The 13,457-nt window shown below is 72.9% G+C and carries 13 protein-coding genes; 7 read left to right on the top strand and 6 right to left on the bottom strand.

The annotated features are described in order from the left end of the window. Positions 1-409 precede the first annotated feature (409 nt). Positions 410-760 (top strand): DUF952 domain-containing protein, encoded by a 351-nt coding sequence (locus ACGIF2_RS08470; protein WP_396045477.1) that lies wholly within the window; start codon positions 410-412, stop codon positions 758-760. A 123-nt stretch (positions 761-883) separates the two neighbouring features. Next, positions 884-1,318, top strand: coding sequence for a hypothetical protein (locus tag ACGIF2_RS08465; protein WP_396045475.1), 435 nt, complete (start codon positions 884-886; stop codon positions 1,316-1,318). A gap of 80 nt (positions 1,319-1,398) precedes the next feature. Here ACGIF2_RS08465 and ychF read toward each other — a convergent pair whose 3' ends face one another. From ychF to ACGIF2_RS08450, 3 genes are read right to left on the bottom strand one after another with little or no spacing between them, the layout of a single operon-like run. Continuing rightward, complete coding sequence (gene ychF, locus ACGIF2_RS08460) at positions 1,399-2,484, bottom strand: redox-regulated ATPase YchF (RefSeq protein ID WP_396045473.1); 1,086 nt, start codon at positions 2,482-2,484, stop codon at positions 1,399-1,401. A gap of 40 nt (positions 2,485-2,524) precedes the next feature. Then, on the bottom strand, positions 2,525-4,093 hold the full coding sequence (locus tag ACGIF2_RS08455; protein ID WP_396045471.1) for a hypothetical protein: 1,569 nt from the start codon (positions 4,091-4,093) through the stop codon (positions 2,525-2,527). Further along, complete coding sequence (locus tag ACGIF2_RS08450; protein ID WP_396045469.1) at positions 4,069-4,875, bottom strand: ABC transporter ATP-binding protein; 807 nt, start codon at positions 4,873-4,875, stop codon at positions 4,069-4,071. The genes ACGIF2_RS08455 and ACGIF2_RS08450 overlap by 25 nt, the downstream gene beginning before the upstream one ends. A gap of 81 nt (positions 4,876-4,956) precedes the next feature. On the opposite strand from ACGIF2_RS08450, the gene ACGIF2_RS08445 reads away from it, so the two are divergent. Further along, positions 4,957-6,291 carry a DNA recombination protein RmuC gene (locus ACGIF2_RS08445; protein ID WP_396045467.1) on the top strand — a complete coding sequence of 445 codons (1,335 nt, stop codon included), beginning with the start codon at positions 4,957-4,959 and terminating at the stop codon, positions 6,289-6,291. Positions 6,292-6,314: 23 nt separating this feature from the next. Here the strand turns inward: ACGIF2_RS08445 and ACGIF2_RS08440 are convergent, their stop codons facing one another. Further along, positions 6,315-7,334: a 4-hydroxy-3-methylbut-2-enyl diphosphate reductase gene (locus ACGIF2_RS08440; RefSeq protein WP_396045712.1), complete on the bottom strand. Its 1,020-nt coding sequence runs from the start codon at positions 7,332-7,334 to the stop codon at positions 6,315-6,317. 108 nt (positions 7,335-7,442) lie between these two features. Between ACGIF2_RS08440 and xseA the strand changes: the two genes are divergently transcribed. The 4 genes from xseA (at position 7,443) to ACGIF2_RS08420 (ending at position 10,463) form a co-directional block, all read left to right on the top strand. After that, positions 7,443-8,726, top strand: a complete 1,284-nt coding sequence (gene xseA, locus ACGIF2_RS08435; RefSeq protein ID WP_396045465.1) for an exodeoxyribonuclease VII large subunit — start codon at positions 7,443-7,445, stop codon at positions 8,724-8,726. Between the two features lie 58 nt (positions 8,727-8,784). After that, positions 8,785-9,141, top strand: a complete 357-nt coding sequence (locus ACGIF2_RS08430) for an iron chaperone (RefSeq protein WP_396045463.1) — start codon at positions 8,785-8,787, stop codon at positions 9,139-9,141. Between the two features lie 123 nt (positions 9,142-9,264). Continuing rightward, positions 9,265-9,525 (top strand): exodeoxyribonuclease VII small subunit, encoded by a 261-nt coding sequence (locus ACGIF2_RS08425; RefSeq protein WP_396045461.1) that lies wholly within the window; start codon positions 9,265-9,267, stop codon positions 9,523-9,525. After that, positions 9,522-10,463, top strand: coding sequence for a carbohydrate kinase (locus ACGIF2_RS08420; protein ID WP_396045459.1), 942 nt, complete (start codon positions 9,522-9,524; stop codon positions 10,461-10,463). The genes ACGIF2_RS08425 and ACGIF2_RS08420 overlap by 4 nt, the downstream gene beginning before the upstream one ends. Positions 10,464-10,555: 92 nt before the next feature. Here ACGIF2_RS08420 and ACGIF2_RS08415 read toward each other — a convergent pair whose 3' ends face one another. Further along, positions 10,556-12,082, bottom strand: a complete 1,527-nt coding sequence (locus ACGIF2_RS08415; RefSeq protein ID WP_396045457.1) for a glycoside hydrolase family 15 — start codon at positions 12,080-12,082, stop codon at positions 10,556-10,558. 84 nt (positions 12,083-12,166) lie between these two features. Next, the gene (locus ACGIF2_RS08410) at positions 12,167-13,426 is read right to left on the bottom strand and encodes an ABC transporter ATP-binding protein (protein WP_396045455.1); all 1,260 of its coding nucleotides are present in this window, start codon (positions 13,424-13,426) and stop codon (positions 12,167-12,169) included. Positions 13,427-13,457 lie beyond the last annotated feature (31 nt).

Below are 13,457 nucleotides of genomic sequence, written 5' to 3'. Positions count from 1 at the left end.
TCTTCAATGTTCCTCCTGAAAAGGTGGCGCACGTCGAACTCGTCGGTCGTGCGGGTCCGGCGATTCGGCCGGCCCTCCTGCGAGCAGACAGTTCCGCCATGGGGATGTGGTCACGCTAGCCAAGCGGATCCAGACAATCGGGACACGCCCAACCTCCACCGTGGATCGTTACCTTATTGATACTGGCTAGTAGATCCCAGCATTCGAGACGCAACACAGCGGAAACACGCCTGTAACACGGGTTCGGGTGGCCCGTGTCCGTTTCGTTCCCTGGTCAGGAGGCGACGGCGCGCCGCCTATGGTATGCGTCCGCGCTGGGTGGTCTGGACACTCGTCCGGGACGACCCCGCGAGGCGCGCGCGGGGGACGCTTCTGGCCTCACCCACCGGGTTCTGGTTGGCTCGCCGCCATGACGACGATCCTTCACCTGGCGCGCCGCGCCGACTGGGACGCAGCCCTGGCCAGCGGTTCCTACCGGGTGTCGACCCGCGGAGCGACGCTGGACCAGGTCGGCTTCATCCACGCGTCCTACCCGCACCAGCTGGCCGCGGTCGCGGAGCTCGTCTACGCCGACGACACCGCAGAGCTGTGCGTCCTCGTGCTGGACCGCGAAGCGCTCCTTGCCGCCGGCACGCCGGTGCGCGACGAGGACGGCGGCGGAGGCACCGCGTACCCGCACGTCTACGGGCCGATCGACCCGGCGTTCGTCACCGACGTCCGTACCGCCGGCTTCGACGCCGAGGGCCGCTTCTCGTTCTGAGGGCGCCCAGGGCGACACAGCGCTGCGTCACCGATCGATCAGGAATCGAGAAGCAGGGCGGCGACGGGAGTCATAGCTTGGTCGCCAGTGCAACCACCACCGCCAACGACGAAGGACGATGACATGGCTGAGAAGACAGCAGGTCTGTCGAAGGACGAACGGGATGCCGTCAAGCAGCGCGCCGCGGAGCTGCGCGCAGAGGAGAAGGCCGGGAAGACCCGTGCCGCCGGCGAGAAGGCTGTCCGCGAGGCGATCGCCGCGCTGCCGGACCCTGACCGCGAGCTCGCCGAAGGCATCGACCGCATCGTCACCGAGGTCGCGCCGCACCTCGTCCCGAAGACCTGGTACGGCTTCCCGTCGTATGCCGACGAGGACGGGAAGATCGTGGTGTTCTTCAAGCCGGCCTCGAAGTTCACCAGCCGCTACGCGACCCTCGGTTTCGAGGAGTCGGCGCAGCTCGATGACGGTGACATGTGGGTGACCTCGTTCGCGCTGCTCGCGTTGACGCCGGAGACCGAGAAGACGATCGCCGAGCACGTGCGGAAGGCCGCGGGCTGAGCAGCCCCCCGCGCGCACCCGCCCGACGTTCCGGCCCCGCCTTCGTTCAGCCGCGCACCGCGGCCGCGAGGATCGGCACCTCAGACGTTGAAGCGGAACTCCACGACGTCGCCGTCGTGCATGACGTAGTCCTTGCCCTCGATGCGCGCCTTGCCGGCGGCACGAGCGGCAGCCACGGATCCGGCGGCGACGAGGTCGTCGAAGCCGATGACCTCGGCCTTGATGAAGCCCTTCTGGAAGTCCGTGTGGATCACGCCGGCGGCCTGCGGGGCCGTCCAGCCCTGGTGGATGGTCCAGGCGCGCGACTCCTTGGGGCCCGCCGTGAGGTAGGTCTGCAGGCCCAGGGTGTGGAAGCCGACCTTGGCGAGCTGCTCGAGGCCCGGCACCTCCTGGCCGTTCTCGGCGAGCATCTCCTTCGCCTCGTCCGGCTCGAGCTCGACCAGCTCCGACTCGAACTTCGCGTCGAGGAAGATCGCGTCGGCCGGGGCCACGAACGCGCGCAGGTCGTCCTGCATCGCGGTGTCCGCGAGGCCCGCGTCGTCGGTGTTGAAGACGTAGATGAACGGCTTGGCCGTCATGAGCTGGAGCTGGGCGAGCTGGTCGGGGTCGATGCCCGCCGCCTTGGCGCCCTGGAACAGGGTCTGGCCCTGCTCGAGGACTGCCTGCGCCTGCTGGGCGGCCGTCAGCAGCGCCTGCTCGGCCTTCTTGCCCCGCACCTCCTTCTCGAGGCGGGGCACGGCCTTCTCGAGGGTCTGCAGGTCCGCGAGGATCAGCTCGGTGTTGATCGTCTCGATGTCGTCCTTGGGCGAGACGCGCCCGTCGACGTGCACCACGTCCGGGTCGGCGAACGCGCGCGTGACCTGGCAGATCGCCTCGGCCTCCCGGATGTTGGCGAGGAACTTGTTGCCGAGCCCCTCGCCCTCGCTGGCGCCCTTGACGATGCCCGCGATGTCGACGAACGACACCGTCGCGGGCAGGATGCGCTCGCTGCCGAAGATCTCCGCCAGGGTGTCCAGCCGGGAGTCGGGCAGCGGGACCACGCCGACGTTGGGCTCGATCGTGGCGAACGGGTAGTTCGCCGCGAGCACCTGCGCGCGGGTCAGGGCGTTGAAGAGGGTGGACTTGCCGACGTTGGGCAGGCCGACGATGCCGATGGTGAGTGCCACGTCGGGCAATGCTACGTGGCTCGGCCGGAACCGGGTGCCGTCAGGCGAACGAGCGCAGCGTCGCGAGCAGCTCGGGCGCGCGGCGGTCGTACACCTCGCCGCCGTGACGCACCCCGACCACGAGCAGCACCGCGCCGAGCCCCACGCCCACGACGAACGCGAGCACCCCGAGCAGCATCGACCCGAGCAGCACCGCCGACACCGCGAGCGCCGCGGTCGGCGCCACGAGGACGAGCAGGGTGAGGCCACCGAGGGTCTGCGAGGTGAACTGGGCGAGCTGGCTGCCCTGCTGGGTCTTGAACGGGCTGTCGCCGGGCTTCGGCACGGGGTAGACGACCCGCGCGGAGACGACGCTCGCGACCCCGAACGCCGTCATCAGCACCCCGGCCGCCAGACCGAGGACCGGCAGCAGCGCTTCCCAGCGGCCCGTGACGACGAGCGAGGCGAGCGTGAAGAGCAGCGTCGCGGGGACCCCGATGACGGCCGTGCCCGCGACCCGCCCCCAGCGGTCGACCCGACCGCGCACCGGCGCGGCGACGTGCGTCCAGAAGGCCGACCCGTCGTAGGCGACGTCGGCCGAGATGCCCCAGCCGAAGAAGTAGGCCGCGATCGGGCCGAGCAGCAGCATCGCGGTGCCCCGGCCGCCGACGAAGCCCAGCAGCACGGGCAGCATCAGCACGAGCAGCATCGACGCCGCGTAGCGGGGGTCGCGTCGCCAGTAGGTGAGGCAGCGCGCCGCGACCGCACCCGTGGGCGTCGCGGGGAGGCGACCGAAGAAGCCCAGCCCCTGGGCCGTGGCGCGCGGCGCGTCGACCCCGCGGCCGCCGCGCGTGAGCGCCTGCTGCAACGAGCGGTCCCACAGCAGCACGAGCGCCGCGAGCGTCGCGACGGCGATCACGAGCTTGACGACGGCAGCGCCCCACGCGCCCTCGGCGACGTCCGCCGGGAACGCCCACGCGGCACCGAACGGCGTCCAGCCGACACCGCGTGCGAGCCCGGGCAGCGCGTCGCCCCACGCCTCGATCCCGCTGCCGATCGCGCCCATGATCGGCCCGAGCAGGAACAACGGCACCAGCACGACCGCCGCGGCGACCTCCTTGACGCGGCGCCCGGTGACGAGCGGGGCCATCGCTGTGGTCGTCGCACGCGAGCCGATCACGCACGTCGCGGTCGCGAGCACAGCACCGACGAGCCCCGCGACGACAGCGGCCGGGCTGCGCCACCACGTGCCGACCGAGACCAGCGCGACGAGCGCCGTCGCGACCCCAGGGATGCCCACGAGCCCGGCCAGCGCGAGCCCCACGATCAGCGGGCGACGCGGGATCGCGAACGTCGAGAAGCGCTCCGGGTCGAGGGTGCCGTCCACGCCGAACGCAAACAGCGGGATCACGCACCAGCCGAGCACGAGCAGGGCCCCGAACAGCACCACGACCGTGCGGCTCAGCTCGGCGTCGTCGGCGACCGCGAGCGCGACGAGACCGCCGATCGCGAGCAGCACGATCCCCAGGCCGTACAGCGCGCCGACCACGAGGCCCACGATCTGCCACGCGCTGCGCCGCAGCCCGTTGCGCAGCAGCGCGAGCTTCAGCTGGACGAGGTGTGCAACCACGCGAGCCCCTCCCCCGTGCTGCGTCCGCCCACGAGCTCGACGAACCGGTCCTCGAGGCTCGCACCGCCGCGCACCTCGTCGACCGTGCCCGCCGCGAGCACCTGGCCCGCCGCGATGACGGCGACGTGGTCGCACATGCGCTGCACCAGGTCCATGACGTGCGAGGACACGATGACGGTGCCGCCCGAGGCGACGTAGGACGCGAGGATCTCGCGGATGTTCGCGGCCGAGACGGGGTCGACGGCCTCGAACGGCTCGTCGAGCACGAGCAACCGGGGCGCGTGCACGATCGCGCACGCGAGCGCGATCTTCTTGGTCATGCCGGCCGAGTACTCGACGACGAGCGTGCGCGCGTCGGCCACCAGGTCGAGGGCCGCGAGCAGGTCGGCCGTGCGCGCGGCGACGGTCTCCCGGTCCATCCCGCGCAGCAGCCCCGCGTAGGTCACGAGCTGCTCGCCGGTCAGCCGGTCGAAGAGCTTCACGCCGTCGGGCAGCACCCCCAGGAGCGACTTGCCGCGGACCGGGTCGGCCCACAGGTCCTCGCCCTGCACGAGCACCTGGCCGAAGTCGGGCCGAAGCAGCCCGGTGGCCATCGACAGGGTGGTCGTCTTGCCCGCGCCGTTGGGTCCCACGAGCCCGTAGAACGACCCGGCGGGGACGGTCAGGTCGATGCCCGCGACGGCGATCTTCGTGCCGAACTTCTTCCACAGGCCGCGCACGGCGAGCGCGGGCGGGGTCGCGTCGACCGGGGGCTCGGGCGGGGAGACGCTGCTCTGGGTCACGCCGCTAGGCTAGCCGGGCTGTGCGCGTCCGGTAGGGCTTCTCGTCGGCCGGTGTCTGCGGCTCGTGGCACGGTGTGCGGCATGGAGATCGTGTACCTGCTCGTCGCCCTCGTCGTCGGAACCCTGGTCGGGTGGCTCGTCGCCGCCCGACGCGGCGGTGCGCAGGTGGCCGCGGCCCGGATCGAGGCCGCCCGGGCGACGGGGCAGCTCGCCGCCGAGCGTGCGGTGAACGCCGAACGGCTGCGGGAGGTGCGCGAGGACCACCTGCGCCAGTCCGAGCACTTCCGCACGCTCGCGGCCGATGCCCTGGCGCAGAACAACGAGCAGTTCCTGGCGCTCGCGCACCAGCGGCTCGCGGCCAGCCAGCAGTCGCAGGTCGGCGAGCTCGCGCAGCGCGAGCAGGCCGTGCGGGCGCTCGTCGAGCCGCTGAGCCGCACCCTCGACGCGGTGCGCACCGAGCTGACGACAGCAGAGAAGGCGCGCCTCGAGGGGCAGGCCGCGCTCGGCGAGCAGGTGCGGGCGATGCGCGAGTCCTCCGAGCAGCTGCGCTCCGAGACGTCCCAGCTGGTGACCGCGCTGCGCTCGTCGCAGGTGCGCGGACGCTGGGGCGAGCTGCAGCTGAAGCGGGTCGTCGAGTCGGCGGGCATGCTCGCCAACGTCGACTTCGTCGAGCAGGACCAGGTCCGCACCGACGACGGCCTGCTGCGGCCCGACATGGTGGTGCGCCTGGCCGGCGGCAAGAACGTGGTGGTCGACGCGAAGGTCGCGTTCCTGGGCTTCCTCGAGGCGAGCCAGGCCACCGACGAGGGAGTGCGTGCCGCACGGCTCAAGGCCCACGCGCGGCACGTGCGCGCGCACGTGGACGACCTCGCGGGCAAGCGGTACTGGGACCAGTTCGCCCCGGCTCCCGAGTTCGTCGTGATGTTCGTGCCGGCCGAGGCGTTCCTGCACGCCGCGGTCGAGGAGGACCCGACGCTCGTCGAGTACGCGTTCGAGCGCAACGTCGTCATCGCGACCCCCATGACCCTGCTCGCGATGCTGCGCACGATCGCCTACGCGTGGCGTCAGGACGCGCTCGCGTCGAACGCCCAGGCCGTGCTGAGCCTCGGCAAGGAGCTGCACGGACGGCTCGCGACCATGGGCTCGCACCTGGCCAAGCTGGGCCGGGCCATCGACTCCGCGGCGGGCGCCTACAACCAGACGGTGTCCTCGCTCGAGACCCGGGTGCTCGTGAGCGCTCGACGCTTCGCGGACCTGCAGGTCGTCGACGGCGACCTCACGACCCCGCAGCCCGCCAACCCGCAGCTCTCGGCCGTGAGCGCGCCCGAGCTCCTCGCCTCGGCGACCGACCAGGTGGTCGCGTTCGACGAGTACGGCGCGGGGGCGGCAACGGCGAACGGGACCAGCAGCGCCTGACCGCCCGTCGACGGCGCGCGGGGTCAGACGGGCTGGATGTCCAGGTCGCGTCGCGCGCCGCGGCGGGGGGCCCTGACGTCGACGCCCGACTTCTTCAGGTCGGAACGCAGCTCGCGGGGCAGGGAGAACATCAGGTCCTCGGTCGCCGTGCGGACCTCCTCGACGTCCGCGAAGCCCAGGCCCGCGAGCAGGTCGAGCACGTCGCGCACGAGGATCTCGGGCACCGAGGCACCAGACGTCACGCCGACCGTGGTCGCGCCGTCGAACCAGGCGGTGTCGATCTCTGCGGCACGGTCCACGCGGTACGACGACCGGGCCCCGGCGTCGAGCGCGACCTCGACCAGGCGCACCGAGTTCGACGAGTTCGCCGAGCCGACGGTGATGACCACGTCGCACTCCGGGGCGAGCTTCTTGACGGCGACCTGACGGTTCTGGGTGGCGTAGCAGATGTCGTCGCTCGGCGGGTCCTGCAGGGTCGGGAACCGCTCGCGCAGCCGGCGCACGGTCTCCATCGTCTCGTCGACCGAGAGCGTGGTCTGCGAGATCCACACGACCTTGTCCGGGTCGCGCACCACCACGGCGTCGACGTCGTCCGGCGAGTTGACGACCTGGATGTGCTCGGGGGCCTCCCCCTGGGTGCCCTCGACCTCCTCGTGGCCGTCGTGGCCGATGAGCAGGATGTCGTAGTCGTCGGACGCGAAACGCACGGCTTCCTTGTGCACCTTCGTCACGAGCGGGCACGTCGCGTCGATCGTCTGCAGCGAGCGGGCGGCCGCGGAGGCGTGCACTGCGGGCGAGACGCCGTGGGCCGAGAACACGACGCGGGCACCCTCGGGCACCTGGTCGGTCTCGTCGACGAAGATCGCACCGCGGGCGGCCAGCGTCTCCACGACGTACTTGTTGTGCACGATCTCCTTGCGCACGTACACCGGGGCGCCGTAGTGGTCCAGCGCCTTCTCGACCGCGACGACGGCCCGGTCGACGCCGGCGCAGTAGCCGCGGGGAGCTGCGAGCAGCACACGCTTGCGGGCGGGCGAGGGCATCGAGGTGGTCACGCGTGCCAGTCTAGGCAACCCCCACGACGGGCGTGTCCCACCCGCATGACAGGCTGGGCGCGTGCAGACGAACGACGCAGGACAGGGGCTCGACGCGTGACGACGGACGACGCCCGCCCCGCGGGGGACCTCCCGGCCCGCGCGCTGGACACGACGGCCGAGCGACCGTGGCCCGTGCGGCTGCTGTCCTCCAAGATCGCCGAGTACGTGGCCCGGATGGCACCCGTGTGGGTCGAAGGCCAGGTCGTCCAGCTCAACCGGCGGCCCGGATCGGGCATCGCGTTCCTCACGCTGCGGGACACCGACGCGGACATGTCGCTGCCGGTGTCGATGCCCGCGGGCGTGCTCGCCGCGGCCACGACGTCCGTGCAGGAGGGCGCGCACGTCGTGGTGCACGCCAAACCGGTGTTCTGGACCAAGCGCGGCACGCTCCAGCTCAACGCGGACGCGGTGCGCGCGATCGGGGTGGGTGAGCTGCTCGCCCGCATCGAGCACCTCAAGCGCGTGCTCGCCGCCGAGGGGCTGTTCGACGCGGACCGCAAGGTGGCGCTGCCGTTCCTGCCGCGGGTGGTCGGCCTGGTGTGCGGGCGCGAGTCCAAGGCCGAGCACGACGTGGTCGTCAACGCGCAGGCCCGCTGGCCGCAGGTCGAGTTCGTGATCCGCGAGGTGGCGGTGCAGGGCGTGGGCGCGGTCGCGCAGGTCAGCGCAGCGATCGCCGAGCTCGACGCTCGCCCGGACGTCGAGGTGATCGTGGTCGCCCGCGGCGGTGGCGCGGTCGAGGACCTGCTCCCGTTCAGCAACGAGACGCTGGTGCGGGGCGCCGCGGCCTGTCGCACCCCGTTGGTGAGCGCCATCGGGCATGAGACCGACACACCGTTGCTGGACCTGGTCGCCGACTACCGCGCGTCCACGCCCACCGACGCGGCGAAGCGGATCGTGCCGGATGTCGGCGAGGAGCGCGCGCGGCTGACCCAGGCGCGGAGCCGCATGCGCGCGGCCCTGACGCACCGCGTGGTGCGGGAGCAGGCCGGGCTGGAGGCGCTGCGCTCTCGCCCGGTGCTCGCGCGTCCCGAGACGCTGGTGGACGTGCGCGAGCACGACGTGCACCGGGCGCGGGACACCGCGCGACGGGCCCTGGACCTGCTGCTCAGCCGCGCGGCCGGGCAGACGGAACGGCTCGCGGCGCAGGTGCGCGCACTGTCCCCCGCGGCGACCCTCGAACGGGGGTACGCGGTGGTGCAGCGCGGCGACGGCGCAGTGGTGCGTGATCCGGCGGAGGTGCGCGACGGAGATCCGTTGCGGGTGCGTGTAGCTCTGGGCGAGCTGCACGCGACGGTGGCCCCGACGACGGCTCGCCGGACGTCGGCGGCGGCTGGTTGACTGGCTCCGTGACGAAGCCCACTGCTTCCAAGTCCACCGCCCCCGCCGGAGCGCCGCGATGACCGACGACGTCGAGGCGTACTTCGCCTCCGCACCCGAGCCGCACCGGACCACGCTGCTGACCATGCGCGCCATGCTCGGGGAGCTGCTCCCCGAGGCGGTCGAGACGATCGCCTACGGCGTGCCGACCTTCAAGGTCGATGGCAAGGGCGTCGCGGGGATCGGCTTCACCGCGGGGCACTGCCAGTACCTGCCCATGAGCGGCGCGGTGACCAGCGCGCTGGCCGACCAGCTGACCGGATATGTCACGTCGAAGGGCGCCGTGCGGGTGCCCCCGGACGCGCCGCTCCCGCGCGAGATCCTCGCGGCGCTCGTCGAGGCCCGCCTGGCGGAGATCGCGGCGGCGCACGCCTGACCGGGGTGAGCGGTGCCGCCGTCGCTGAAGCATCGACGCAGATGAGCGGGCTGCGGCTCGCCCGGCGTGGGTGGGGGCTGGTTGACTGTGGTGGTGCCCAAGTCGACCGAACCAGAACCTGCCGTGGCGTCCACCGACGGGCAGGGTGCCGACGAGCTCGCCGCCCTGAGCTATGAGGAGGCGCGGGACGAGCTCGTCGCAGTCGTCGCCCGGCTCGAGGCCGGCGGCGCGAGCCTCGAGGAGTCGCTCACGCTGTGGGAGCGGGGCGAGGCTCTCGCCGCCCGCTGCCAGCAGTGGCTCGACGGCGCCCGCGAGCGGCTCTCGGCCGCCCAGTCGCAGGACCGCCCCGCGGGTTCGCCCGAGGACGCGGACACCGACCGATGACCACTGCCCCGACGCCCGGCCGCGCGCTCGTCGTCGGCGAGGCGCTGGTCGACGTGGTCCGGCGTCCCGACGGCACCGTGACCGAGCACGCGGGCGGCAGCCCCGCCAACGTCGCGCTCGGCCTCGCCCGGCTCGGCCGTCACGCCGACCTGCTGACCTGGCTGGGGATCGACGCCTACGGCGACCTCGTGCAGCGCCACCTCAGCGCGTCGGGCGTCAACGTGCTGCGTGGGACCACCAGCGCGATCTCGACCCCGGTCGCCACGGCGCACCTCGACGAGCACGGCGCCGCGACCTACGACTTCGATCTCACGTGGGACCTGCCCGCCTCCTGGGACGAGCCCGTTGACCCCCCGCTCGTGGTGCACACCGGCTCGATCGGCGCGGTCGTGGCCCCGGGCGCGCAGGAGGTCGCGAGCCTCCTGGCCTCACGCCGGGCGACCTCGACCATCACGTACGACCCGAACCTTCGCCCGGCGCTCATGGGCACGCCCGAGCAGACGCTCCCGCTGGTCGAGACGCTCGTGCTGCTCTCCGACGTCGTCAAGGTCAGCGACGAGGACCTCGCCTGGCTGCTGCCCGGCGTCGCACCGGCCGAGATCGCCGAGGACTGGACGCGTCGGGGTCCCGCGCTCGTGGTCGTCACGCACGGCGGCGACGGGGCGTTCGCGAGCACGGCCTCGGGTGCCCGGGTCACAGTGCCCGCGCCGCCGGTGCAGGTCGCCGACACCGTGGGCGCCGGCGACTCGTTCATGGCCGGGCTGATCGACGGGCTGTGGACCGCAGGGCTGCTGGGCGTGGCACGTCGACCCGAGCTGCACGAGATCGACGCACCGACCGTCGAGGCCGTGCTCGAGCGCTGCGCGCAGATCGCGGCCATCACCGTCTCGCGGCCCGGCGCCAACCCGCCCACCAGCGCCGAGCTCGCCTCGCTCTGAGGCGGCGGGTCGAGGCGGCAGGTCGAGGCGGCGGGTCGAAGCGGCAGGTCGAGGCGGCGGGTCGAAGCGGTCTCTGGCGAGGTCGTGGCCCGTCAGCCTGCGACCCGAACGACCCCTGCACCGGCACCGGCCACCCGGACACCGTTCAGGGCCGGCACCACGAACGGTGAGGTCGCCGCTGCTTGGGCCGCGGCGTCGTCGAGCTCCGCGAGCGCGAGCAGCACGAGTGCGGCGGTCCAGGCGAGCGGCGCGACGGCCGCGGGGCGCCCGTCCCACAGCACCTTCTCGGGCAGCGAACCGGCGGCGGTGCGGTGCGCGTCGAGCCAGTCGAGCCACTCCTCGGCGCGCACGGCGTCACCCGAGGCCGCAGCGGTGAGCGCGAACAGCGCCGTCTGCGGGGTCCAGGAGATGCCGTCCTGCTTCCACCCCTCGCCCGGGGCCAGGCCCCCCGCCGGCCGCAGCATCCCGACGGCGGCGCCCTCCCACGCAGCGGCCACCTCGGCCGAGCCGTCGGCGAACGGCGGCAGGAGGAACGCGACGGCCGCGTCGCGTTCCTCCCCCTCGGCCCGCCGCGGGTACCCGTCCGGGGCGAACGCCGTCTGCACCGCGCCGTCGATCAGCCGTTCGAGCCGCGCGCCGCGTCGGGTCATGTCCCGCGACCACGACGAGGCGCCGGTGCCGGAGGACGGGGCGGAGGTGGCGACGTCCGCGGCAAGCTCCTGCGCCGATCGCACCCCGAGCAGCAGGGCGCTGATCGACCCGAGCGTCACGGAGTCCTCACGGACCTCCCAGTAGTCGGGGCTCGGGTCGGGCAACCCGGTGACCGGGTCGGTGACGGCGTCGATCGCGTCGAGCGCCCCGGTCAGTGCCGGGAGCAGCTCGGCGAGGGTCGCCTCCCGTGCCCGACCGGCGGGCGCCTGGGCGTACCACTCGGCCGCGGCCCACAGGAACCACCCGTCGCCGTCGAGCTGCGTGCCGCGGTCGTCGGGCACGTCGCCGCTGCCGTCAGGGAGGTAGCGCGCCTGGAAGGTGCCGTCGGGCTCCTGGACCTGGGCCAAGAACATCAGCACGTCCGCGGCCTGGACCGGGTGACCGGTGCGGGACAGGGCCACGGCCGCGAAGCTCGCGTCGCGGGGCCAGGTGTAGCGCCACGCACCGATCGGCGCGGCGAGCAGGGCACCGCCGTCGAGCAGCAGGGTGTCGAGGTCGAGCAGCGCCTGCCGGGCCATGTCCTCGTACCGGGCGGGGCCGGGCACCGTCCCCTCGGCGACCCATCCCCGCTGCGCGGACGCGAGCAGCACCGAGGCCTGGTGGGTCGCGGCGCCCTCCTCGGTCAGCAGCACGTTGGTGCCGACGAAGCGCTCGAGGGCCGTGGCGGGCCCGACCGACACGGTGCCGCCGGGAGTGAGCACGGCGGTCTGCGAGCGCAGCGCCCGCTCGGCGTACGCGACGGGCTTCGCCGCGGGGCCCGAGGTGCTCAGCGCGACCATGGCGAGCGCGATCACCCCTGCGGCGACGGTGGGACCGGCCAGCGTCCGACGTCCGGCGCCGACGCGGGACCGGGGCACCACCCCCCGCAGGCGCAGCGACGGCACCGAGGTGCGCCGTCGCTCGAGCATGCACGCATGCTACCGACCGGTGCCGCCCGGGCGGCCCCGTGTCCGACGACGTGCGCCAGCCGCCGGGTGCCCGTCCGACGCGCGTCAGGCGGCAGGCGCCGCCGCAGGCTTCGCCGCCCGGGCCAGGGCCTGCTTGCGGTCCTCCTCGTTCTGGTCGTCGATCGCCCGTGCGGCGTCGGCGTCGAACGTGAGGTTCTCCCAGGTGTTGTGGTCGAAGATGAGCATGCGCGCCGGGTCGAACCACAGGGTCCGGGTGTCGCCGTCCCGCACCCGGTTCTCCGAGCTGAGCGCCGCGACCAGCTGGGTGCGCATGCTCTCGCCGTCGAGGTCGCGGTCGAGCTCGTCGAGCTTGGCGGCCACGTCGGGGTGCGTCTCGAACGGGATGTAGGCGTACTGCTCGGACCCGAGCCACTCGGCCACGTCGACGACGGCGTCGAACGTCACGCCCGTCGCCAGCTTGTCGTCGTCGAGCGCGGCGACGTCGGCGAAGTGGTCGGGGCGGATCCCGACGATCACGAGGTCACGGTCCCCGAGGCGTTCGCGCAGCGCGTCGGTGAGCGGCACGTCCACCACCGGCAGGCGCAGCACGTCCCCGTCGACCTGCCCGGGCAGGAAGTTCATGGGCGGGGAGCCGATGAACCCCGCGACGAACAGGTTGCGCGGCTGCTCGTAGAGGCCGCGTGGGCTTGCCACCTGCTGGAGCTCGCCCTTGCGGAGCACGGCGACCCGGTCGCCCAGCGTCATGGCCTCGGTCTGGTCGTGGGTGACGTAGACCATGGTGGTGCCGAGCCGGCGCTGCAGGCGGGAGATCTCGGTACGCATCTGCCCGCGCAGCTTCGCGTCGAGGTTCGACAGCGGCTCGTCGAACAGGAACGCCCGCGCGTCGCGCACGATCGCCCGCCCCATCGCCACGCGCTGCCGCTGCCCGCCCGACAGGTTCGCCGGCTTGCGGTCCAGGTGCTCGACCAGCTCGAGGGTCTCCGCCGCGAACATGACCTTCTCGCGGACCTGCTCCTCGGTGAACTGTCCCCGTTCGAGCCGCAGCGGGAACGCGATGTTCTCGAACACCGTCAGGTGCGGGTACAGCGCGTAGTTCTGGAACACCATCGCGAGGTGGCGCTTGCGGGGGGCGTCCTCGTTGACGCGCTCGCCGTCGATGTACAGGTCGCCCGACGAGATGTCCTCGAGCCCGACGATCATGCGGAGCAACGTGGACTTCCCGCAGCCGGACGGCCCGACGAGGATGACGAACTCGCCCTCGGCGATGTCCAGGCTCACGCCCTTCACCGCGCGGTACCCGTCCCCGTACACCTTGACGATGTCCTTGAGGTTGATGGAGGCCATTGCGCTACTCCTCGGATGGTCGGCAGGGGGT

This window comes from Cellulomonas sp. P22 (assembly GCF_044392165.1).
The sequence above is the reverse complement of the archived record's forward strand: the minus strand, read 5'-3'. Positions and strand labels throughout refer to the sequence as shown.